Raw genomic sequence first — 22,812 nt, 5'->3', positions numbered from 1 at the left:
ATTTCATGGCGAGCAATGAAGAAGCCCGGAGCGCGGCTGAGATCGTGGCTGCGGAGTGGTCCGCTGTGCTGTCTTACGGACCCGATCGCATCGATCTGGCCGTACCCCGAACTGCTTACGCCCACCCGCCCTTGCGACAGCTCTACCCCATGGTCAGCCACGGCGTTCTGTACCTGAGCCGGTGCACCCAGTGGCCGTGGACACGTGACGTCGGTACGGCCTATCCGCTGGTCAAGGGTGGCTACCGAGTGCGTCGAGAGTCCGACAAAACTCTCCTCGGCGAGGTCGACACCGTTGAAGAGGCATACGAGTTGATCGCCGCCAATCTTCCTGACGGCTGCGGGCCAGCAATCGAAGGAACCCCGGACGATCTCTGATCGTGGCCCACTTTCGCAAACCTCGAATCTGCGCGCATTCGCGACGTGACTCCAAAGCGTAAAACCTTGGACCACCGGATGGCGAACATCGGTAAGGACACGCGAGCATATCGATGCCCGAGGGCCAGATGATTACCAAGCTCAGAGCTGGCAGGCCCTCGCGTGGCCGACCCACTGCGGGTGGTCATCGTCACCACCTTCGACCTCGACGAGTACGTCCGCGGCGCCCTGCACTCCGGGGCCGTCGGCTTCGTACTCAAGGACGCCGGCCCTGCCTTGCTCGTCGAGGCTGTCCGCGCCGCGAACAGCGGCGACGCCCTGATCTCCCCCTCCATCACCCTGCGCCTGCTACGCGACCTCGCCCCCGCCCGGAAGGCGACCGCGGCCCGGCCCGTCCAGCCGCTCTCCGCCCGCGAGATCGAGGTCGTCCGCGCCATCGCCAGGGGCCGTACCAACCAGGAGATCGCCGCCGCCCTGTTCATCTCCCTGAGCACCGTCAAGAGCCATCTGGCGACCATCCAGACCAAGCTCCAAGTCCGCAACCGGGTCGAGACCGCCGCCTGGGCCTGGGAGAGCCGGCTCATGGACTCCGACCAGTCACCCTGACCAGGAGACCACTGCCCGGCCGTCGTTGCAGTGCTGACTGCGTTTCAGCCCAGTCCAGGGCGGTCCGGACTTCGGATCACGGGCCGCTCCGCAGCAGGTCAGAATGTCTGCGTCCGCGCCCGGTCGGCTGGGTGGTCTCGGCCTGACATGGACAGCATCACCCGCCGGACCAAGACCGCCCCTCCCGGAGCTGTCCGCGTCGGCCAGGGCGAGGTGGCGGCCGTGCGCCACATGGTGAAGGCCCTCGGCGACTCGGCCTCCGAGCTCGGCGGCGGCCACGCCCGCCACCTGGCCGTCCGCCACCTCACCCAGGACGTAGCCCCCTGGCTGGAGGGCCGCTTCACCGAGGCCACTGGCCACGAGCTGTTCGCCGCGACCTCCCAGCTCGTCCACCTCGCCGGCTGGATGGCCCAGGACGAGGGAGACACCCCCGAACTGCGCGGACTCGCCCAGCGTTACTACGCGCACTCGTTCCGCCTGGCCGCCGAGGCCGGCGATCCGGAGCTTTCGGCGACCGCACTGCGAGGGCTGGCCGTGCAGTGCGTCGATCTGGGCTACCGGGCCGAGGCAGTCCAGCTCGGCGAAGCCTGCGTCGAATACGGCCGGCACCTCGACAACCCGCGCGGTCGCCTACTACGAGGCCACCCTCGCCAACGCCGCCGCTCAGGACGACGACCGGCGTATGGCCACCAAGCACCTCGCCATGTCCGAGACCGCCATCGCCAAGCCGGCAGCCGCGGACGGCAACTCCTGGGCCGCCCACTACTCCCCCGGCCGCTGGGCCCACGAATCCAGCATGATCCTCTCCCGCCTCGGCGACCTCGACGCCGCCGAGGAACACCTCCACCTCGCCCTCGACATCCACGGCCTCGACCGCCGCCGCACCCGCGCCATCGTCCTCGCCGACCTCGGCGGCGTCCGCCTACGACAAGGCGACATCGACGGCGCCATGGCCACCTGGCGCGACTTCCTCGACTGTGCCGACGGCATCCGCTCGGTGAAGGTCCAGGCCGCCCTCCAGGACATGCGCGTACGCCTCCGCCGATACAGCGGAGTGCCGGAAGCCCAGGAATCGCGTGAGCGGACGGCACACGCTGCAGGCTGGCCCTCTCCCAGTGGCGTCACTCTCGGCGGTTGCACCCCTTCGGCCATGCCTCCCGGCGGCCCAAGCAGGGCTCCGGCGAGACGGCCGAGCATGAGGCCCTCGAAGCTCCCCGTGGCGCTTTGGCGGACGACGGTCCTGGGGTGAGATCGGAGGTGCTGCACATCACCTCCGGAGTTCCCACCAGAAGGCGTGCCACAACGTGCCAGTAAGGGCGGTAAACAGCGGTCAACAAGGGACCTGCCGAGGCGCCCACAACAAGGCCAAGCGGGGATGTTTCCGCAGTTCAGACGCTGTGCGCAAGCCCAAGTGCTGGGTGATTCCCAAGCTCAGAGCGCGAGTTCGATTCTCGTCACCCGCTCCACGAAAAAGCCCCAGGCCAGCGGTCGGGGGCTTCTTTGTTGTCCGGATGCCGGGCGGCACAGGGGAAGCCAGTCGAGGGCGGAGGCAGGAAGCATGCTCTCCTGCTCACCCGCACGAGCCTTGCGATCACCGATCACCCGATGAGCAGTGTTCAGTCCGAGGAGGCCAGGGTTGGCTCGATAGGCACAATGACTCCTGCGATTCCCGTCAGCAACTTCTCCAGAGGTTGCTCCATCACCGCCACGATGAACGTAGCGTGCATAGCCATGGGAAACCTCATACACCCCCGGGCATGGGCGGAACGATCACCAGGTATGCCAGTGTTGCCAGGCGCAAGGTCGACCTGGCTCATCACACTTCACGCGCTGATCAAGGAGCTGTCTGCCAACAAGAAGCCGGCCTCAAGCGATCATGTGCCACCACCTCGGACCGGTGGACTGGACCGGCACCAGCTTCAGCGGCTCGTCCGCGCCGGACTGCTCTCTCACGAGGGGGCGACCCTTATGCCCAGTGCCGCTGCCGTCTCTTGGCATCAAAGTGGCGACCCTGCCGTGCTCGTGGAAGCGCTCCACTGCAACGTCAGGTTCGTGGGCGAAGCCATGGACGCCTTGTCCTCCGGGTCTCGTACACATGATCAGCTGCTGGGGCTGGCCCGCGATGAGTTCGACCTGCAGTGGGACACCGCGGCTCCTGTGCGCGACCGCACGGGGTGGCTCGCTGTCACGGGAATGGTTGACCTCTTCGACCGTCAAGTCCACCTGACAGAAGCAGGCCGACGCGTCTTGGCGACCATCGAGCTGGGAAAGCCCGATCCCGACGAGACCGACACCGTCGTGCAGCTCGCCCCCACACCCGGAGCCATCGCCATGCTTGTCGAACAGCTCGACGAAACCGGCCTCAGAGGGAGGGCGGACGGCGCAAATCTCTATATTCCGGGAGTCGCTGCTAACGGCGGGGTGTTGGATGCACTGCAGGTACTCACCGAGGCGGCCATTCCGTCGGTCAGTGACGCGGACTTCGTGCGATTCGTACAGAGCACCTTCCCCAAGGCCCAAACTGTGGCCACGGCACGAACGGCCAAGGACACCCTGAAGGCGCTCGGGCTGATTCAGCGGACGTCATCCGAGAGCTGGACCGCCACGCCGGCTGCCCTTGCTTGGGTCGAGTCGGGCGAACCGCTGGACCTTGCACGCACTGTTCATTCCGCGATCGCATTCTTCGGTGAGGTACTGGGAGAACTTGGCCAGACGGTTCGACCCACGACCGGCACGCTTACGGAACGCAGTTCGCTTTACCTCCCCAACCGCGGGAAGCCTCTGTCTCGCAGCGCGGTCAATACCCGTCTGAACCTGCTGGATGCCTGTGGGCTCGTCACCCGGCTCTCGCAGACCACTTACCGTACGACGGCTCTTGGGCGAGCGTTCAAGGAGTCGCTGCCCTGCTTCCAGCCGAACGGCGCCGCGGGTCGCGCTCCGTCCGACGGAGCCACCGAAAACCACCACGGCGACAGCCCTTCCGGCACCACTCACCAATCCGTTTCCCTGGGTTCGCACATCGCGGCGGTGCTGGAGGATGCCGCACGGGACAGCGCGAACCCCAAGCGCTTGGAGAAGGCCGCCGTCGTCGCGCTGGGCTACCTGGGCATGCCGGGCCAGCACGTGGGCGGCCCCGGAGCGGTGGACGGCCATGTGCGCTTCGGTGTCGGTACGGACTCGCGGATCCTGGCCATCGAGGCAAAGACTTCAGCCACTGGTCCGGTCAGGGATCAGCCGTTGTTCGGGTTGTCGGAGCATCGAGTGGGGATCGGGGCACATATTCACCTCCTCATCGGGCCGGGCTTCGAACGTCGCATGCTCAAGGAAGCCGACGACGATCCCGCCATCGCCGTGATCGATACCGGGCTGCTGGCCGAAGTCGTCCGTCGCCAGGAACAGACACCGCTCACCCTGACCCAACTAGCACCCCTCGTTGACCCAGCCCTGAAGGCAGCTCAGCGCGGCGACGCTCTGCGCGCGTACTGGGAGGCCCAGGCCATGCGCAGCCGACTCGAGTACGCCCTGGTCGACATCTTGAATGCCGAAGCAGAGGACCCACTGGAGGAGGGTGGCTGGCTCGATCTCACGTCGATCCGACGCGAGCTTCGGACTCGTGGGTACCGCGTCGACGAGGGCACGGTCGTGGAAGCCCTCGAATTCCTGGCTTCCTCCCGGATCGGCGTAGTTCAACGCTCTGAGCAGCGCTACCGCTGCGCGGCCAGCGTCCACACAGCAGGGCAGCGCATCAGGGCACTCGGATACCAGTGGGCAGCAGCGACACAACCCCATCAGCAAACGCGCTCAAGAGACGAAGCTGCCCATGCATAGCTGACCTCTCGAGCAGATTGGGTCGCTGGGCACTGCCCCGAAAGCTGGGTCTCTCGAACAGACTTGAATACCGAATATCCGCGCCAGACGCCTGATTATCAGCGGCTTCACGCCGAGCCCTCACAAGCTAGTCCAGGCCGGCCGCCGCCTCACGCCGCCGCTCGAAAGTCCGAGTACTGGTAGATGAGCGCGGCCCGTCCGGTCGACCGCCCCGCTCGCACCATCGTGTCCTTCAGCGTGGCACTGGACCGGCTTACCAGGGTGCAACCGGTGCAACGAAGACCGTAGAGGACGAAGCCGCTGGAGAGACCCACCTTCGAGCGAGTAGCGCGCCACTTACGCCCGAACGTGGAGCGCGGAACGGCTTGCCGTTCTCCCCCACGAAAGACAGTCCGTCCGGGCGCTTCTCAGCGTCGGCCCGCCTGCCGGAGTGCCGCGGAAGAAGCCCGTCTACATGAGATTGGGCAGGGCAAGCACGAGGGCGGTCGAGAGGCAGATGCTGAGGATGAACTTCCGCCACCTGAAAGGACGTCGTCGACCCCTGGCATCCACGAGCTGCGCGATCCAGGCAGCCAGGAGCACGCAGAGTGACCCTAGTGAGGCATGCCCGAGATGGCCGCCCTGCAGCGCCGTGGAGAGGTAGAAGACGCCCGCCATCTGAACAGCGACCGTAAGCACTACGACAGCCAGGACGATGCCAGCCTTCCTCTCGGCTTCCTCCTCCTCCGGCGTAACGATCCTGACTCGCACGTATCGAGGCATCGCTCTCCAACCAAGTCGAGAACAGACCGTATTGGTGATCACGCACCCTATCGAGATCCACGCCGATGACCCCAACCATGCGCCATCACCCCTGGCACACGAAGGGCGCGCCTTGCCTGTCGACGGAGAGGCGGCGACGGTTCCTACAGGTCGCACCGCTCGTCGAGGCCGAAGAGGGGAGGCAACGTCGCGACGTGTGGCGCCCCATCCACATTGTGTGGCCAGTGTCACGGAGAGTGGCAATGGGCCAGCAATACACAAGCCCTTGCGCGCATACTCCAGTATGCTTGCTACATGTCCTCAACGACTCGCATCACCGTCACGCTCCCCAGCGATCAGGTGGCGGAGCTCCGCAAGCTCACGGACAACGTCTCCAGCTATGTAGCGGAAGCCGTGGCCCGCCAGATCCGGCACCAGCTTCTGGGCGACGACCTTCGTCGGCACGAGGAAGAGCATGGAGACTTCAGCGACGAGGAGCTCGCCGAGGCCCACGCGAAGATCTTTGGCGCCGTCGGTTCCTCCAAGGGCGCGGACGCCGCGTGAGCGAGCGCATCGAAACCGTTGTCCTGGACTCGGAAGGACTCTCCGCCTGGATCACGCAGGATCGCAAGTTCCTCGCGATGTTGCAGGTCTTCCACGACATGGGAGCTGACCTCGCGATCGGGGCGAACACCATCGTGGAAGTCAGCCATTCCCGTACCAATATCCCCCGCCTGAACTGGGCCCTGTCCCGTATCAAGGTAGAACCGGTCACCGAGCGAGCAGCCAAAGCGGCAGCGGAGCTCCTCAAAGGCGCCGGGCTGCACGGACACAAGTACGCCGTCGACGCAACGGTCGCCGAGGTAGCGCTCCGCCAGCCGAAACCCGTCGCCCTGCTGACGTCCGACAGCGACGACATGGCCAAGCTCTGCGGCAGCCAGGTCCGCATCATCCCTCTCTGACCCTCCAGCCCACCCGGAGCATGCACCTCGGCAGGTTCTGTTGCACTGCCGCCACCCGTGCCCCATCCGTGCCCAGCGGAGCGGACAACAGCGGTCATGTACGGCGCCCGGAGACCACTCCAACCTCGCACGTCTCGACCAAACATGCAGGTCAGAGCCAATACGGCCGTTCAAGAACCGTTGATTCCCAAGCTCAGAGCGCGAGTTCGATTCTCGTCACCCGCTCTTCCACGAGGCCCCAGGTCAGCGATCTGGGGCCTCGTCGTTGCCCAGACTTCTCTAGACGTCGCGGACCAGCGCACCACCTGGCCCCTTGTTCTCGTAGGCTCGGGCGAGTATCCCTACGGTGGCGGCCATGGCCTGGCGGAGTTCGGCCGGTGCAACGACCTCTACATCCCCACCGAGCCTCAGCAGCTCGCCGCAGGCGTGCTCGGTGCCCTCGACCGGGATGACCGCCTCGACCCATCCGTCGTCGCCGACAGCGGTCGCGGTGGATTCGACTGCCCGCACCACCTCCGGGGGGACGTTGTCGGGCAGGCGCCGGCGTCCCCGGGGAGACAGGCGGACGGTGGCTGTGCCGGTGTAGCGGCGAGCCTGGAAGTCATCGAGGTAGGAGACCCAGTACGCGCCCAGGTCGAAGTCCTGCGGCCGGTCGAACCGCTCGCCGCCCAGCACCGCGTCGAGGACTTGGGCGACGCGGTAAGTCGCGGTCCCCTTGTCGGTGGCGGCCACGAGGTACCAGGTACCGGACTTGAGTACCAGGCCGTAGGGGTGGAGGTGGCGATCCACCTCCTGCGGGGCGCGCCAGCGGCGGTAGCGCACATCCACCGCACGCCGGGTGAGAACCGCGTCGACGAACAAGGGGAGATGCGGTATCTGTTCGGGTTCCCGGTACCAGCCGGGGGCGTCCAGGTGGAACACGGCCGCGGCCCGTGCCGCCTCCTCGCGCAGTCCTGCCGGCAGCGCAGCGAGAAGCTTCAGCCGGGCCGCCGACATCTCGGCCGTGAATCCCAAGTCGGCGGCGGGCCCGGGCAGTCCGGCAAAGAACAGTGTCCGCGCCTCGCCCTCGCTCATCCCGGTGAGACGGGTGCGGTAGCCGTCGAGCAGCTGGTAGCCGCCCCCGCGGCCCGGCTCCGCGTAGACCGGGACCCCTGCGGACTGCAGGCGCGCCACGTCACGGTAGGCGGTGCGCACGGACACGTTCAGCTCGTCGGCGATTCCCCGCGCGGACATACGGCCCCGCGATTGCAGCAACAGCAGCACCGAGAGCAGTCGACTGGCAGACATGCGCGCATTCTCCCCGGAAACCCTGACAGCACCTGTCACACAGCTCCCCTACCGTCGAACCACTTCCCGGCTACGACCGAACAGGCCGGGAGCCCTGCACGGAGAACACCGAACAGGAGTCTTGCTGTGCCACCCACCGAACTCGTCGGCCCACCGGCCGTGATCGAGCTTCGCCAGTACACGCTGCGTCCCCGCCGGCGCGACGAACTCATCGAGCTGTTCGACCGGGAGTTCGTCGAATCCCAGGAAGACGTGGGGATGAGTGTGCTCGGCCAGTTCCGGGACCTCGACGATCCGGACCGCTTCGTCTGGTTGCGCGGATTCCGGGACATGGAGGCGCGCCATCGCGCGCTCACGAACTTCTACGGCGGACCTGTCTGGGCCAAGCACGGTCCGCAGGCGAACGACACCATGATCGACTCCGACGACGTCCTCCTCCTGCGCCCGGTGTCGGCCGGGGGCGGCTTCACCGGCTCCCTGTCCGGGCGGCCCCCGGTCAGCGCTACGACGCCTGACCGGTTCGTGTCCGCCACCGTGTGGTCCTTCCCTCCCGGACGGCAGGACGGCATCGCGTTGATCCGGGACGGCCTCCTCCCCGCGCTCCAGAAGACGGGACCCGCACCGCTCGCCTTCCTGACCACCGAGCATGCGCACAACACATTCGCCGGGCTGCCGGTCCGCGCCGGCGAGAACGTCGCCGCGATCTTCACCTCGTACCCCGACGAGAGTGCGCACTGTCGACACCTCGCCGACATGCAAGCCCACCCCCTCACACGGGACGAGATCCTGCCGGGTGTCGAGCGGGAACAGACAGCAGCACCTCGGGTACTCCGGCTCGGGCCCACCGGTCGCTCGCTGATCTGACTCCGAAGCGACGCAGCGTCTGACCGGCGCGGGTGTGGAATCCACCGACATCCGTACCGGGCTTGACGTACAGCTCAGAAGCCAAACGCAACGGTGTTGATGTCATCGTCGAAGAATCGCCGCGCCTTCAGGGCTCCATTGGGATGCCATTCCCTGAACTCACCCGTCGCCACACCGTTTCGCACGGTCCCCAATGACTTCCGGGAACCGTCCGGATACCACCCCTGCGACAAGCCGTCTCGGATGCCTTCGGCATAGACGTCCAGGTAGACCATCTGCCCGCCCACGTACTCGGCGACCTCCCCGGTGAACGGCTCACCTCGGTACAGCACGCGATGACCCGGGTCCCCGTCGACATCCGGGGCATCCACGTGGACGCGACGCACCGGGCTCGTAACGCAGTCCGCCTTACGTGGGGAATTCGCCGCACCAGTTGCCGGCGAGGAGGGTGGCGGGCAGGTATTCGGACTCGGCCTCGATCGGAATGCCCTCGTTCTGGGCGAAGCAGGCCACGGCGAGCGGAGCGAGGGCGACGAGACCCGAGACCCGGGCCGCCCGGCCCCCGTCGGTCCAGTACTCCTTGTGCCACTCCAGGGCTGCGGCGAGGGCGCGGTTGAAGCCGGCGTGGTCCCCGCGAACGACGCGGTGGAACATCTCCATCGGCGGATACATCAGCTTGCCCGCGGCTTCCGGATGAGTGGCGGCTGCCGGGTCCGTGCCGTCGATCGCGGCCACCAGCTTCGCGCTGAGGCCGTCACCACCGAGCCAGTAGGTCTGCAGCGCGTCGATCCAGGCGTATTCGAACGCGTCGAATTGCGCGTTGTTGTCCCGGAGCAGCGACAGCGGCACCCGGCACAGGGCCGTGATCCTGTCCCGCTCCCGGCACACCACGGCCAGGTAGAAGGCGGTCAGCCAGGTACCCGGCGTCACGTACTGCTGTGGGCCGGTGGCCCGGAGCGTACGGTCCTCGTGCGCGATCCGGCACTGCACCTGGCCCTCGGCCGCGGTCGCGGCGGCGAACACGGCCGAACCGACCTGCATGGCGTTCACCCAGGCATCCCACGTGGGAAAGATCGACCCCCGCGGATCCGTCAGGCAGCGCACCTTGGCCACCATGAGCGTGGTGTCCAAGGCTTCGCCCAGACCAGTCGAGTCCGCCTCCAGACCACCGATCCACTCCTCCGCACTCTCCTTGAGCACGGTGAGCGCTGCTTCTGCGTTCTCTGTGGGGAAGGGATGGCGGGGGATGACCGAAACCAAGGCATTTCTCCTTAAAAGAGCTTGAAGTCTTTGAGTACGGCTCCAGCATACGTACCGGTGTTTTCGGAGGCCTGGACGAGAACGTAACGCAGTGTCTTGTCCTTGATGGCGTCCTCGATCTCCTTGATGTACTTGGCTTCGCCCGGTGATTCGATGACGCGATCCTTCATGTCGGCCACGATGGTGCGGACGTAATCGAGACTTCCCTGCTTCACCATGAACGTGCCGCCGCTGGGATGACCATTGCTTTGACGCCAATCCAAGGTCCCGTTGGGGCTCTTGGCCTCGACGATGATGAGGTTGCCGTCCTTGTCACGCCAGAGCTGGTCGAACCTCTTCGAACCGTTCGCCGTCTCCGGCAGGTCGGTCAGCTCGTGAGCTCCTTCGAACTCCACCTGCCGGAGCATGTGCCGGCGGGCGGCTTCCTCACCGAGGGCCTCACCGAGCTTGCTGTTGTTCGCGGCGCCCTCGCCGATCGCGTTGAAGTTCTCCTGCGCGTGGGCCAACTCGTAGGCGTTGTCGAAGCTCGGGTTCTGCTCGAAGGCCTTCTCCCACTTGGTCAGCTCCATGCCGGCCATGCGCTTGGCCGCGACCTTGTCCAGGTGCTTGAGGTCATCGGGCACGACTGTGGACCGGCCCCTTTCCAAGGTGTCGAGGTGGAACCCGCCCGGGTGCGCGTACGGAATCGAGGACGCGGCCATCCAGCCGCCGCCCGGCTTCTCGACCAGTTTCGGCAGGAGCTGGCCATCGACCAGTTCCTCCGCACTGTTCCGGTAGCCGGGCCCCCACTTGTCGTAGTGCTCGGCACGCCAGATGGGGTCCTCGTTGGCCAGCCGGACATGTTCGCGGGTGATCGCCGCGCTTTCGGCGGGCGTCCGATCCTTGGCCGGCACCTCACGGGCGGCCTCGTACTCCGCGTGGTGGGCCGCGCGGGTCGCCTCGTCAAGGGGTGCCGAGGGCGAAGGGCCGTGGGGGTCGGCGCCGCCCGTACCGCCGGGGCCGTCCGGGTGACCACCGCCCGTGCCGTCCGGGTGGGAGCCGCCCGAGCCGGGGCCGTCGGGGTGGCCGACCGGTGAGAGGTCGCCGGGGTGGGAGCCGCCCGTGGTCGGCCCGTCGGGGTGGGAACCGCCCGAGCCGGGGCCGTCCGGGTGGGAGCCGCCCGTGGACGAGCCGTCGGGTCGGCCGACCGGGGACAGATCGCCGGGGCGGGAGCCCCGGGGGGTGTTGTCGAGGTCGTTGCGCGGCGTGCCATCCGGGGCGTGGCCGCCCGGAGTGTGGTCGCCCGGGGTGTGGCCGCCCGGGGTGTGGTCGCCCGCGCGGCCCGTGGGGCTGTTGTCGAAGCCGTGGGCGCCACCGTGGGCGCCGTTGTCCACCGCGTGGACCGGGTCGGAGATGTCGCTGCCGACGCGGATGACGTCGTCGCCGCCTCGGCCGCCGACTCCCACCAGGACCGGGGCCTCCTGGAGGACCGGGACTTCCGTCTTGGGGGTGTTCGCGCCCGTGCCGAGCTTCGGGGACGGCTCCGGCCTGGCGTCGCCGGCCTTCTGGTAGAGGCTGCCGTCCTCCTTGTAGAGGTTGCCCGCCTCGTCGGCGTACTTCGCGGGGCCGTCGAATGGCCACTTGACCGTGCCCGGGGGCAGGGAGGTGGTGCCCTCGGGGAGCCTGATGGTGTCGTCGGAGACCTTGATGGCCCCCTCGGGTATCGGGGTGTCCTTGGGCAGCTGAATCGTTCCGTCAGGCAGTTCCATGGCGCCCTCGGGCAGGCTGAACGCACCCTCATCGATCTTGGGAACCTCGACCTTCCCCATGCCCTTCAGACCGGCCATCACATCACCGATCTTCGAGACACCGGCCCCGGCACCCTTGAACACATACGTCATCGGATCGATCGCACGACCCGCCTTGCCCGCCAACGAAATCGCCTTCGCCGCAAGCCCCGCCTTGCCCGCACCCGCCGCTGCACCACCGGCACCACCGGTGAACACCGTCGTCAACACGTTGAACGTGACCGCACCCGCCGCGCGGGAAGGGTTCGAACCCCACTGATCCCACGCAAGAAGCGCCTTGCCGGTCTCCTTCATCGCCGTCCGCGAATCACGAATCCACGGCGGCAAATCCTTGTCGTCCGCCATCCAGAACACCGCCGCCGCCGGCGTCGCGGTGATCACCAGACCCGTCGCGAGCTTCCCCAGCCCCGTCCACGCCTGCCCCGCCGCGTCCCAACCATCGACGCCGACCAGCGTCCCCAGACCCTTGATCGTGCCCCACACGCCATCAACGATCAGTCCCTTGCCGAAGTCATAGGCGTGCTCCCACACCTGCCACCACGGAACCGACTCCTCCACCGCGTCACCCCACGGCAAGGACTTCGCCTGCTTGAGAGCCTCGGCGTCATAGCCGTACATGCCCTCACCGTTGGAGCCGTCGTTCACCTTCAGCGGCGCACCACACACCAACGCCACGATCTTGTCGTGCGCGTGCCGCTCCGCCGCCTGGAACTGCGTCCACACCTCGGCGATCTTGTTCCGACGATCAAGGTTCTCATCAATGAGATCCCCGTCCTCGATCCAGTCCTCATCGTGCGAGACCTTCGACTGGAACGACGCCGCCTCCGCCTTCAGCTCCTCCAGCTTCTTCACCAGAGGCCGGATCTCCTGCGAGTACGTGCCCAAAGCCCCCGCGATGGTGCGCATGTCGCCACTGAACGACAACGTGATGTCCACGACAGGCTTCGTCACCGCGAACAACTGCTCCGCCTCGGGAGCCTGGTAATACGCCGACATCCCACCGAACGTCGTATGGACCGACGAGCCGGCATTCGCCAACGCGCCGCCATCCGCCGACAGCGCCTTCACCTTCTCGTCCAACACCGACAACTGACCCGTGAACACGGGCACATTGGCAGCATCAACCGGTGCGTTGCTCACTTGGCGCCTCCCGCGGCGTCCTTCAACTGGTCCAGGCGCACATTCTTCGCCGCGTCCTGGGCCTCCTTGGCCGCTTCCAGGTCACCTTGGACGTACTCGTTCGTCGCCTTGGCCGCGCCCAGGACGGCGGCCTGGATGCGGTCCACCACGGACTTGAGGTCCGTCTGCCGCTTCTCCAGGTACTGGCTGAGCGCGGCACCCACCGGTCCCGTGCTGCCCCGGTGCGACAAGGGCACCTGCCCCGTCGCCACCGGCCCCTGCATGGTGGGTGAGGGCACCTTGGCCGCCGACCCCGGAATCGCCGTACCGGCCGCGTAGGCGGCCTCCGACATGTCCGACATCAGCCTGTTCAGTGCCTTCTCCAGATCAGCCGCCCGCTCACCGGTGAGCTTGAGCTGGCTCTGCACACCCTGCGGCTTGATGTCCCACGACGTCATGGCTCCCCCGAAGCTCCGACAACCCACTCAGCCGATGTTGTCGACCGCGGCCTTGGCCCGCGCCAGCGTCTGCTGCGCCGTCGCGTCGTTCTTCTCCAGCGTCGTCTTGAGCAGCCGGATGATGTTCTTCACCTCTTGCGAGGCGCTCTTCCAACGCAGTTCCTTGGCGTGATAGTCGTCCGCCACACCGTCCGCCGCGAAGTCCGACATCGCCGCGTTCACCTGCGCCTCGCGCGCCGCGATCACCTGCTCCAACTGGCCGATGACCACTTGGATGTTGCCCTGCGCCTCGGTCGACGCACCCGTGTCGTAGGACCGACGGTCCGTGTCACCGGCCATCACACATCACACTCCCCGTGTGGTTGAAAGGATCTGAAGAGGATCAGCGGCCGGAGAACCGGGCCGCGTCGAAGTTGCCCGCGCCCATCTGCGTGCGCGCGTTGTCGCCGTGCTCCTGATCACCGGCCCCGAAGGCCTGCTCCATGCCGGACTGGCCGCCCAGGATGGCCGACAGCGAGGCGTTCAGTTCCTTCGTGATCCCGTCCGACCGCAGCTTGAACGAATCGAACGCGACCTTGCCCTGGCCGTTGAACTTGCCCTCCAGGGGCTGCGCCGCGTTGATCAACTGCTGGATCAGTGTTCCCAGGTCGGTACTCGAGTTACGCGACCCCGACATCAGGCTCGTCAGAACCTGCGCCCCCATGTCGAACTTCATTCCACTCCCCCACACACTCGAATGATCGTAAGTATGTTCATTTCTATGAACTCATATCGCTAGTGCAACCAGCAACCCAGCAGCTGTGACAAAGGCCTGACAAATCCGCAGTCCCGTCACTCGCCCTTCAGGTGACGCACCAACCGCTCGAAGTCGCTCCACCCCGAAAGGTCCGAAGGATCCCCCGGGAACGGGTAGTACAGCGCCGGGCGGGCCTTCGGTCCCAGTGTGACCGGCTGCACTGACAGCGGCGTGCGCCGTGCGCGGTCGCCCGGCATCGCCCGGACCTCCTCGGAGCCCAGGGCAAACGCCAACGGCACACCGGGGCCCTCGAAGCGGGCCGGTACCGCCAGGTCACGGCGTGCTTTGCGGAGCTGTACGAGCATGGAGCGCAGGGTGTGGCGGGTGGCGAGCGCCTCCGCGAGCCGCGGCAGCGCGTCCAACGGCGGTTCCTCGTGGGCCCCGTAGCCGAACGCGAGCGTGACGTCCTCCTCCACGCCCGCCTTCGTACGGGTCACCCGGACGCCGGCGACGCCCGGCCGCGCCGGGCTCCCGACGACCACGAACCAGCTCGGCTCGGGCGACCGCGCGTGGGCGACGTCGGTCAACCGCGCCGGGGACCAGGGCAGATTGGCGGGCTCGGCGGTCGCCCAGCCGGCCGGTGCCTCGCCGGTGAGCTCGCGCCAGACCGTCTCCAGGGCGCCGCCGAGCACCAGCCGGTCGTCGGCGGGGTGGACCGTCCGGAAGGAGACGGCCAGTTGGCGTTCGCCGGTGTCCGCGAACTCCCGGAACGAGGCCGCAACCGGGGTGCGCGGATCGTCCTCGGTCGCGTCCGGCTGCACGACCGTCGCGAACATGCCCTCCTGCCAGCGCAGCACGGCGCCCGAGCGGCCGTCGTAGTAGCCGTCCCGTTCGTCCTGCACGACCCAGCGCGAGGGCCAGCCGGGCAGGGCGTCGCGCACGGCCGGGGTGAGGGTGCTGACCGCCGGGCTGACGATCTGGAGTCCGCGCTCCGAGGCGGCGGCGGCCCGGAAGGCGTCCGAGAGCCAGGCCGTCATCGCGACCACGGGCCGGTCCATGATGACGACGGCGACCTTGTCGGTCAGGACGTCCACGGCGGGTTGCGCGGCGGCCGGCGCGGGGGCGACGCCCACGCCCTCGGACGGAACCACGGCCACGGAGAGCGCGGCCTCCGGCGGCCAGGCCGTGCCGCCGGTCAGCGCGGCGACCCGGGCCGCGAAGGTGCCCGCCAGCCGCTCGGCCTCCGCGACGCCGGTGGTGGCGCGGGCCTCGGTCCACCAGAACGGCACCGGTGGCTCCACGGCCCCGAACAGCCGCGCGGCCTCGCCAGGGACCTGTACGAGCATCGGCGCCTCGACGGCCACCAGCGGCCGGCCCTGCGCGTCGCAGAGCTGTACGACGGCGCCCTCGCCAGTGGTGTCCACCAGCTTGTCCGGGCCGCCGGAGAGCAGCCCTGCGAGCACGCTCCAGGCGTCGGGCATCCGCGGGGTGAGGGCTATGACGTCCTTGGTCATTGGGTCGTACGGTCCTTAGTGGTCTGGCGGTTTCGTCACTCGGGCGTGTACACGGTCTGGATCAGGCGATGGGTCTGCCCCCGTCGGACGAGCACACCGCGTCCGGCGGGCTGCTGCGAGGCGTACACGCCGGGGAAGAGCTGGCCCTCGCTGCGGTCGCCCGCCATCACCACGGCCGAGGCCCCCGATTCGCGCAGCCCCTGCACCAGCGGCTCGTACATGCCGCGCGAGGCGCCGGCGACGCGGCGGGTCAGCACGAAGTGCAGGCCGATGTCGACCGCCGACGGGATGTACGGCAGGAAGGGAGCGAGCGGCGGCTGCCCGGCGGTGGTGAGCACGTCGTAGTCGTCCACGAGTACCACGATCCGGGGACCGCCGCCCCAGCTGCCGGGTTCCAGGTCGTCCAGGGGGACACTGTCGTCGGGCATCCGCCGTTCCAGCTCGGTGGCGATGCCCGCAGCCAGTCCCGCGCACATCTTGGCGTTGTACGCGTAGCCCCCGTTGAACTCCTCGGGGATCGCTCCGCGCAGGGCGCGGCGCGGGTCCATGATGGCGAAGACCAGCTCCTCCTCGCCGTACCGCTCGATGAGTCCGGCCGCGATGGTCTTCAGCAGGTTCGTCTTGCCGCATTCGCTGTCGCCCATGACCAGCAGGTGCTGGTCGTGCGCGAAGAGGTCCAGCAGTACGGGCGCCAGTGCCGTCTGGTCGAGGCCGATCGGCACCCGGCGGGGTTCGGCGGCGGGTCCCGGCAGCAGGTGCGGCTCCAAGACGTGCGGCAGTACCCGTACCGGCTGGGCGGCCTCTCCGCTCCAGGTGGCGCGCACCTGGCGGGCCGTGCGTTCCAGTACGGCGCCCAGCTCCGCCTGGTCGGCCAGGCCGTCGGTACGGGGCAGCGCGACCTGTGCGAACAGCTTGCCGTCGGTGAGGACCCGGCCGGGCTCGTCGGACGAGAGGGTCTCGGCGAGCTTGCGCTCGATGCTGGACTCGCCGGGGTCGTTGAGGCGCAGCTCGACCCGGGTGCCGAAGTTCGACTGAGTGGCGATGCGGACGTCGTTCCAGCGGAGCATGCCCGCGACGACGTGGATGCCGTAGCCGCCGCCGCGCTTGAGGATGTCCACGACGGCGTCGTCGAGTTCCTCGAAGTCGTCGCGCAGTGCGCCGAAGCCGTCGATGACGAGGACGATCTCGGCGGAGGCCAGCTGCGGCAGCCGGCCCGCCGCGTGCAGGGTGCGCAACTGCTCGACGGAGTCGATGCCGTGGTCGCGGAAGAGGTCCTCGCGGGTGACGAGCATGTTCCGTACCTCTTCGACGGTACGGGCCGCGCGCTCGCGGTCGGCGCGACCGGCGATGCCGCCGACGTGCGGCAGACCGGACAGGGCCTGGAGGCCGCCTCCGACCAGGTCGATGCCGTAGACGCCGACCTCGCGCGGGGTGTGGGTCAGTGCGAGAGAGAGGACGAGGGTGCGCAGCAGGGTGGTCTTGCCGGACTGCGGTCCGCCGATGACGGCCGCGTGGCCGCCCGCGACGGTCAGGTCGAGGTACCACTCGCCCTGCCACTGCTTCGTCGGGTCGTCAAGCAGGCCGAGCGGCACGGTGAGCCGGCCGCGCCGCTTGGCGAGTTGCATCCCGCGCGGGCCGGCGTCCAGCGGGCCGGCGACCGTGTCCAGCGCGATCGCGGTGGGCAGCGGCGGCAGCCAGATCCGGCGCACGGGGGCGGCGGCGTGCTCCAGTTGTCCGACGATGACACCCATCTCGGTGGGGCCGGTCTCGCGGCGCCGGGCGGAGGCCTCCTGCGGCCCCTGGTTGTCCAGGTCGGCGAGGGTGTTGAACGCCTCATACTCCAGGGCGAGGGGACCGGTGTCCTCCTCCTCGGTCCGTCGGACGGGCCCGCGGTAGCCACCGGACACGTAGCTCGCCTTGAAGCGCTCGTAGTGGCTGGTGTCGACCTTGAGGTAGCCGAAGCCGGGCAGCGGGGGGAGGTGGAAGGCGTCGGTGGTGTCCAGGACCGTGCGGGACTCGTCGGCGGAGAAGGTGCGCAGGCCCAACCGATAGGAGAGGTAAGTGTCCAGGCCCCTGAGCTTGCCGCCCTCGATGCGCTGGCTGGACAGCAGCAGGTGCACGCCGATGGAGCGGCCGATCCGGCCGATGGACAGGAAGAGGTCGATGAAATCGGGCTTGGCCGTGAGCAGTTCGCCGAACTCGTCGATGACGACGAACAGGTGCGGCAGCGGTTCCAGGTCGGGCCGCCGGTCGGCGCGCAGCGCGGCGTAGTCGCCGATGTCGGCGACGTTACCCGCGTCCTTGAGGACCTGTTGGCGGCGCTTGACCTCGCCCGCGAGGGAGGCGTGGACGCGCTCGACAAGACCGGCCTGGTTCTCCAGGTTGGTGATGACACCGGCGACGTGCGGCAGGTCCGCGAACGGGGCGAAGGTCGCGCCGCCCTTGTAGTCGACGAGGACGAGCGCGAGGTCCTCCGGCGGGTGCGTGGCGACCAGGGCGAGCACGAGGGTGCGCAGCAGTTCGGACTTGCCGGAGCCGGTGGCGCCGACGCACAGCCCGTGCGGGCCCATGCCCAGCTCGGAGGACTCCTTCAGGTCGAGCAGGACCGGCTCGCGGGAGTCGCTGACGCCGATGGGCACGCGCAGAAAGGCGCGCTCGCCGCGCGGCGCCCACAGTCGGTCGAGGTCGAGGCGGGCCACGTCGTCGATGCCGAGCAGGTCGGCGAAGTCGACGGGTCCGGACAGCGGGGCATCGATCAGGGACTCGGCGGACAGCCGCAGCGGCGCGAGCATCCGGGCCAGGCCCTCGGCGAAGGAGATGCCGACCTCGTCCACGGTGCCCTGGGCGCTGATCGGCTCCTCCTGGCGCAGGTCCTCGATGAGGACCCGGTCTCCCTCGACGGTAATCCGTACGCCGACGTGGCCGGGCTCCTGGAACCGCTGGTCGAGCAGGTGCAGGACGGTGACGCCCATCTCGCGCAGGCCGACGGCCTCGTCCGGGCGCGGCAGCTCGACGGCGTTCTCGCCGTGTCCGTCGGCGACGACGAGCAGCCGGGAGGTCATCGACAGGGCGTCCTTGCCGGATAGGCCACGACGGACTTCGGCGGCGTAGGAAGCGCGGCGGCGCAGTTCGGGGCCGAGCCGGCGGGCGAGCTGCGCCGCCGAGGGGGCGATCCGGCGGGCGGCGACGGGGCCGTCGAGCTGCTCGGTGTCGAGCAGGTGCGGCATCCACTTGGCCCATTCCCAGTCGTCGAGCCGGTCGCCGGGCACGGCCAAGGCGATGGCGACGTCGTCGGGTGCGTGGGCGGCGGCGGTCTGCACCATCAGGGCGCGGGCGACGCGTAGGCAGTCCTCGCGGGGACCGACGACGGTGACGTTGCCGACGCGGTCGAGGGGGACGGTGAGCGGGAGTTCGGTGCCGTTGCGGAACCGGGTGGTCAGGGCCGAGGCCTCGTTGAGCATGAAGAGGTCGGGCGGGGTGAGGACGGAGGAGCCCTGGTCCGCGATCCGCAGGTCGCGTACGGGCATCTCGCCGGTCCCGACGCGCACGCGCAGGAAGTCGGCGTCGACGCGGCGGCGCTCCCACAGCCGGGCCGGGTCGCGCACGATGTCGTAGAGCGCGTGGGGCGGCGGGTTGAGCACGTCGGCGCGCTCGCCCCGTTCGCGTTCGTCGGTGGCGAGTTCCTCGCGGAGGTCCTCCAGGTAGGCGAGGTACGCCTCGCGCTGGGTCCGGCGGGTGCGTTGGGCCTTGCCGCGCTGGGAGAAGACGAGTCCGACGGAACCGATGACGGTGACGACGAGGATGAGTGCGCCGAGGGCGGCGAACTGGCTGTTGCGGACGACCGTCATCATCACGACGGACGACATGACACCGGCCACGGGCAGCAGCGACATCGCGATGTTGCCCGCCTTGCCCTCGGGCAGATTGGGCGGTGCCTCTATGACGCGCGCCTCGGAGGCGGTGGGCGGCCTGACCGTCCGGGCCGGGCGGTGGATCAGTCGGGTGCTCATCTTCGTCGTCCGTCGTCGTCCGTCAGTGGCGCTTCTGGGAAAGCTGGAACGCGTCCGCCGCGATGCGGGTGGCGGCCGTCCTGGTCGCCTGGGCGAGCAGGACGGTGCGGATCGCATCGCCGTCCGCGAGGTGGCGGTCGTACGGCAGGACGTGGACGCTCGTCCCGGTGGACCGGAGCGTGCGCACCGCCTCGTCGGTGTTGATGCCCGAGTGTGGGGCCTGCTCGGTGAGGACCACGACGGTGCCGCCGATCACGTGCGGGGGCAGGCCCTGCATCCACTGGAGCACCGCGTGCGTGCTGGCGACGCCGTCGAGGGTCGCGGGGGTGGTCAGGACGCAGGCCTGGGAGGCGGTCAGTGCGACGCGGGCCACTTCCGCGGGGAGCGTCTCGCAGTCGACGACCGTGACGCCGAAGTAGCGGCGCAGAGCGACCATGGCGCGTTCGTAGGAGCGGAAGTCCAGCATGGCGCCGATCTGGCCCTGGCTACCGGGCAGCAGCCAGGCGTTGTCGCGGAGCTGGACGAGGTAGCCGGTGATGTCGAGCAGCGACATCTGCGGTTGGACGATGTCAGCGACGTCCCCGGTGGTCCAGCGCAGTGACTCGGCACCGAGACGGATGGGCAGCGAGCCGAGGGCGGGGTCGGCCTCGACGAAGAGGACGGGGTCCTGGCGGTAGTGGGCGTACGTGGTGCCCAGCAGGGCCGCGACGGTGGACTTGCCCGCGCCGCCGCGGATGGAGGTGACGGCGATCTGGCGACCGGTGGTCACCGGCTGCTGGAGCGATTCGGCGATGCGGGAGACCTCGGCGACCTCGCGGGCCACGGATGAGGAAACGGTTCGCCAGATCGCGCGGGCGGCCCGGGCCGTGAAGGGTTCGCCGTTGCGGGGCTTGCGGCTCGCTCCGGCAAGACTCGGATCGACCGCGGGGCGGGAGTCGGGGGTACGGGTCGCGCGGGCGCCGGCGTGGGCAGGGCCGTGTGCTGGGGCGTGGTTCTGCGGCTGTCGGGCGGCAGGCGGGACCTGGGGGGCGGGGTGCGGGCCGGCGGCGTGCGGGACCTGGGGGGCGGGGTGCGGGGTCGCGTGCGGGGCCGGGGCCTGCGGGGCGACGGGCAGCGCGGGATCCTGACCCTGGCCGGGGGGCACGGGCGGGGTAGCGCTCTGCCCGGCGGGCCCGGGCCCGCCCTGCGGGGCGGGCTGCCGGCCGCCGCCCCTCAGGTCCCGCAGGACGTCACCCTGCCAGTTGTCTGCGTTTGACATGTGCCCCTGCCCTCTTCTTCCGACCTGCTGCCCCGCGCGGAGCGCCTGCGCGTGAACCTCAGAATTTGTCGAGCAACTGCCCGTAGATGCCGAACACCCCGACGGCCAGCGGGAACAACCCCACCACCCCGACGGACTCGACGAAGTCGGCCATGCGCCGCAGCCGTACCTGCACGTGGTCCGGAGGCTGCATCGCGAGCCCGAGCAGCGGCAGCAGCGCGGCCACGCACAGCACGGCGAGGGCTCCCGCGCCGCCGCCGTGTCCGATCCACAGCATCACGAGGCGTACGAGGAGCAACCCCGCCGCGGCGATCAGCGCCACGACCTCCGCGACCAGCGGGAAGGCCCGTGACCTCGACAGGAGCACCACGGCGACGAGCGTCGGCAGCACCACGGTCCACACGCTCGGTTCGCCGGCCAGCGTGAGCAACCAGCCGGCCGCCGCGGCGGAGACGGCCGTCGCGATCGTGGCGAGGGCGAGGCCCCGGTGCGTGGCGGCGAGGGCGTTGCCCACCTGGTGCCGGCTCACGGAGGTTCCGCCAGAGCGCCGGTCGTCGAGCGCTGTCAGCCCCGAGGCCATCAGCGCGAGGCGGGGCAGCAGGCCGAGTAGAACGACGGAGAACATGGCCATGACCGCGCCGAGTCGGGCCGGGTCGTCCTGAACGGAGGCGACCACCTCCCACACGGCGGTGATCGTGGCGATGGCGGCGGCGCCCGTGAATCCGCCGCGACCGAGCGGGGAAAACCAGCCGAGCATGACGAGGGGCAGGACGAGCGCGGCCGCGACGGCGGCCAGTCGTGCAATCCCCGCCCACTGGTAGGCGTCGGCGGCCGTCCACGCCGTGAGGATGCCGAGTCCTCCGGAGGCGAGCAGGAGAGTCGTGGCCAGGCCCCGGTTTCCGTTCCCGACGCGGGCGCCGAGGGCGCCGGCGGCGAGCAGGAGGACGGTGACGACGAGCAGGGCGCCGGCCAGGGCGTCGAGTGCGAACTCACGGCGGGCGAGCAGTGCGGCGGTCACCGCGAAGGCGACGGTCGCCACTCCCGCGCTGCCCCTGCGGGCGGCGGGGCGCCAGCGCCAGGCCTGGAGGTCGAGATCGTCGGCCACCAGGTCGACGACGTCGTGAACGACGGGGGCGGGCGGCGCGGAGTGGGTCCTGACCAGCCGCAGGACCGCGCCGTCGGCTATGCCGGCGCCGGCCAGCGTGCTGTCCTGCGGCAGCGCCGAACCGTCCGACGTCACCAACTGGCGTGTCATGGGCCGCGAGGCGGCACGGTCGTCGAGCAACTGCAGGATGTCCGGAAGCAGCTGCCCTATGGGGGTGTCCGAGGGGAGGACCATGTCGGCCCGGCGTCGCTCGCCGACCAGGGTCACCCGGGACAGTTGCGCTCGGGAAGTCGTTGCTGTGCTCACCACTTGCGGGAACCTATCATCGCGGCGTTGCGGCCCTTCAGCGTCAAGGTTTCTACGAATGGGTCGGCTTGGGCGTCTTCGTCGCCTACGGCGGCGGCAACGTGCGTACCTTGGACGGGCGGAGGGACTTCGTCGGGGTTGCCGACCTGGCCGGGGTCCCGGCCTTCGAGGACGTCGTGGACGGCGGCCCGGATGCGTGCCCGGACGCCGCCTTGAAGGCCGTCTTCGACGGGGCCGACGCCTGCGAGGGGGTCGGGGGCGCCGACGGCTGCGCGTACGGCTGCACGAGTCCCCGTTGTTGCTGCCTCTGTTGTTGCTGTTCGGCCTTCTGCTTCGCCAGCGTGGCCTGGATGAAGGACCATCCGACGCATCCCGCGCACAGGACGGCCGCGATGGCCATCCCCGCGAACACCTTCCCGAGCCGTTCGTCCGCAGTGCGTCGCGCCCGCCCCGCCCCGAAAAGCAGCGCGTCGCGCATCCTGCGACGGCGTACCGCCACCGACTCCAGCAGTTGACTGTCGTAGTCCCGTGCCATGTGTCGTCCGTCGCCTCCCCCGCTGTTTCGCCTGTGCAACATAGAACATCTGTCGGGTT

Annotated in this window: 19 protein-coding genes and 3 pseudogenes; 7 read left to right on the top strand and 15 right to left on the bottom strand. The window is 69.1% G+C overall.

Going from position 1 to position 22,812, the window contains the following annotated elements:
- Nucleotides 1–5: 5 nt before the first annotated feature.
- A complete protein-coding gene (locus ACIPEK_RS36640; RefSeq protein WP_402005402.1) occupies nt 6–377 on the top strand; it encodes a DUF6193 family natural product biosynthesis protein in 372 nt (123 codons plus the stop codon).
- Nucleotides 378–524: 147 nt separating this feature from the next.
- Nucleotides 525–983: pseudogene (locus tag ACIPEK_RS36635) on the top strand (LuxR C-terminal-related transcriptional regulator); the annotation flags it as partial.
- Here the strand turns inward: ACIPEK_RS36635 and ACIPEK_RS36630 are convergent.
- On the bottom strand, nt 975–1,592 hold the full coding sequence (locus tag ACIPEK_RS36630) for a hypothetical protein (RefSeq protein ID WP_402005400.1): 618 nt from the start codon (nt 1,590–1,592) through the stop codon (nt 975–977). The pseudogene ACIPEK_RS36635 and the gene ACIPEK_RS36630 overlap by 9 nt on opposite strands.
- Nucleotides 1,593–1,665: 73 nt before the next feature.
- On the opposite strand from ACIPEK_RS36630, the gene ACIPEK_RS36625 reads away from it, so the two are divergent.
- Together ACIPEK_RS36625 and ACIPEK_RS36620 are read left to right on the top strand one after the other, a co-directional pair.
- Nucleotides 1,666–2,232 (top strand): tetratricopeptide repeat protein, encoded by a 567-nt coding sequence (locus ACIPEK_RS36625; RefSeq protein WP_402005397.1) that lies wholly within the window; start codon nt 1,666–1,668, stop codon nt 2,230–2,232.
- A gap of 803 nt (nt 2,233–3,035) precedes the next feature.
- Nucleotides 3,036–4,811 (top strand): hypothetical protein, encoded by a 1,776-nt coding sequence (locus ACIPEK_RS36620; protein WP_402005394.1) that lies wholly within the window; start codon nt 3,036–3,038, stop codon nt 4,809–4,811.
- Between the two features lie 130 nt (nt 4,812–4,941).
- Here ACIPEK_RS36620 and ACIPEK_RS36615 read toward each other — a convergent pair.
- Nucleotides 4,942–5,223 (bottom strand): annotated as a pseudogene (locus ACIPEK_RS36615) (site-specific integrase); the annotation flags it as partial.
- 38 nt (nt 5,224–5,261) lie between these two features.
- A complete protein-coding gene (locus tag ACIPEK_RS36610) occupies nt 5,262–5,561 on the bottom strand; it encodes a hypothetical protein (protein ID WP_402005416.1) in 300 nt (99 codons plus the stop codon).
- A 306-nt stretch (nt 5,562–5,867) separates the two neighbouring features.
- Here ACIPEK_RS36610 and ACIPEK_RS36605 point away from each other — a divergent pair, with 306 nt between their 5' ends.
- Both ACIPEK_RS36605 and ACIPEK_RS36600 read left to right on the top strand, forming a co-directional pair.
- The gene (locus ACIPEK_RS36605; RefSeq protein ID WP_402005391.1) at nt 5,868–6,116 is read left to right on the top strand and encodes a hypothetical protein; all 249 of its coding nucleotides are present in this window, start codon (nt 5,868–5,870) and stop codon (nt 6,114–6,116) included.
- The gene (locus ACIPEK_RS36600) at nt 6,113–6,514 is read left to right on the top strand and encodes a DNA-binding protein (RefSeq protein ID WP_402005388.1); all 402 of its coding nucleotides are present in this window, start codon (nt 6,113–6,115) and stop codon (nt 6,512–6,514) included. The genes ACIPEK_RS36605 and ACIPEK_RS36600 overlap by 4 nt, the downstream gene beginning before the upstream one ends.
- A gap of 279 nt (nt 6,515–6,793) precedes the next feature.
- On the opposite strand, the gene ACIPEK_RS36595 is transcribed toward ACIPEK_RS36600, so the two are convergent.
- The gene (locus ACIPEK_RS36595) at nt 6,794–7,801 is read right to left on the bottom strand and encodes a helix-turn-helix transcriptional regulator (RefSeq protein ID WP_402005385.1); all 1,008 of its coding nucleotides are present in this window, start codon (nt 7,799–7,801) and stop codon (nt 6,794–6,796) included.
- 126 nt (nt 7,802–7,927) lie between these two features.
- Here ACIPEK_RS36595 and ACIPEK_RS36590 point away from each other — a divergent pair, with 126 nt between their 5' ends.
- On the top strand, nt 7,928–8,665 hold the full coding sequence (locus ACIPEK_RS36590) for an NIPSNAP family protein (protein ID WP_402005382.1): 738 nt from the start codon (nt 7,928–7,930) through the stop codon (nt 8,663–8,665).
- A gap of 74 nt (nt 8,666–8,739) precedes the next feature.
- On the opposite strand, the gene ACIPEK_RS36585 is transcribed toward ACIPEK_RS36590, so the two are convergent.
- The 11 genes and pseudogenes from ACIPEK_RS36585 to ACIPEK_RS36535 all read right to left on the bottom strand — a co-directional run.
- Nucleotides 8,740–9,036, bottom strand: a complete 297-nt coding sequence (locus tag ACIPEK_RS36585) for a toxin-antitoxin system YwqK family antitoxin (protein ID WP_402005379.1) — start codon at nt 9,034–9,036, stop codon at nt 8,740–8,742.
- Between the two features lie 37 nt (nt 9,037–9,073).
- Nucleotides 9,074–9,925: an immunity 49 family protein gene (locus tag ACIPEK_RS36580; RefSeq protein WP_402005376.1), complete on the bottom strand. Its 852-nt coding sequence runs from the start codon at nt 9,923–9,925 to the stop codon at nt 9,074–9,076.
- A gap of 11 nt (nt 9,926–9,936) precedes the next feature.
- Entirely contained in the window at nt 9,937–12,852 is a 2,916-nt protein-coding gene (locus tag ACIPEK_RS36575; protein WP_402005373.1) for a hypothetical protein, read from the bottom strand.
- The gene (locus tag ACIPEK_RS36570) at nt 12,849–13,289 is read right to left on the bottom strand and encodes a DUF6507 family protein (RefSeq protein WP_402005370.1); all 441 of its coding nucleotides are present in this window, start codon (nt 13,287–13,289) and stop codon (nt 12,849–12,851) included. The genes ACIPEK_RS36575 and ACIPEK_RS36570 overlap by 4 nt, the downstream gene beginning before the upstream one ends.
- Before the next feature lie 27 nt (nt 13,290–13,316).
- On the bottom strand, nt 13,317–13,628 hold the full coding sequence (locus ACIPEK_RS36565) for a pore-forming ESAT-6 family protein (protein ID WP_402005367.1): 312 nt from the start codon (nt 13,626–13,628) through the stop codon (nt 13,317–13,319).
- A gap of 43 nt (nt 13,629–13,671) precedes the next feature.
- Nucleotides 13,672–14,004, bottom strand: coding sequence for a hypothetical protein (locus tag ACIPEK_RS36560; RefSeq protein WP_402005364.1), 333 nt, complete (start codon nt 14,002–14,004; stop codon nt 13,672–13,674).
- A 116-nt stretch (nt 14,005–14,120) separates the two neighbouring features.
- Nucleotides 14,121–15,539, bottom strand: coding sequence for a DUF6177 family protein (locus tag ACIPEK_RS36555; protein ID WP_402005361.1), 1,419 nt, complete (start codon nt 15,537–15,539; stop codon nt 14,121–14,123).
- A 35-nt stretch (nt 15,540–15,574) separates the two neighbouring features.
- Nucleotides 15,575–19,549: a type VII secretion protein EccCa gene (gene eccCa, locus ACIPEK_RS36550; protein WP_402005358.1), complete on the bottom strand. Its 3,975-nt coding sequence runs from the start codon at nt 19,547–19,549 to the stop codon at nt 15,575–15,577.
- 22 nt (nt 19,550–19,571) lie between these two features.
- Nucleotides 19,572–20,807, bottom strand: a complete 1,236-nt coding sequence (locus ACIPEK_RS36545; protein ID WP_402005355.1) for a MinD/ParA family protein — start codon at nt 20,805–20,807, stop codon at nt 19,572–19,574.
- 58 nt (nt 20,808–20,865) lie between these two features.
- Entirely contained in the window at nt 20,866–22,221 is a 1,356-nt protein-coding gene (gene eccD / locus ACIPEK_RS36540; RefSeq protein WP_402005352.1) for a type VII secretion integral membrane protein EccD, read from the bottom strand.
- Nucleotides 22,222–22,462: 241 nt separating this feature from the next.
- Nucleotides 22,463–22,753: pseudogene (locus tag ACIPEK_RS36535) on the bottom strand (hypothetical protein); the annotation flags it as partial.
- Nucleotides 22,754–22,812: the final 59 nt, after the last annotated feature.

This window comes from Streptomyces sp. NPDC088246, assembly GCF_044741025.1.
Classification (GTDB): Bacteria; Actinomycetota; Actinomycetes; order Streptomycetales; family Streptomycetaceae; genus Streptomyces.
This window is presented reverse-complemented; position numbering and strand designations above follow the sequence as displayed.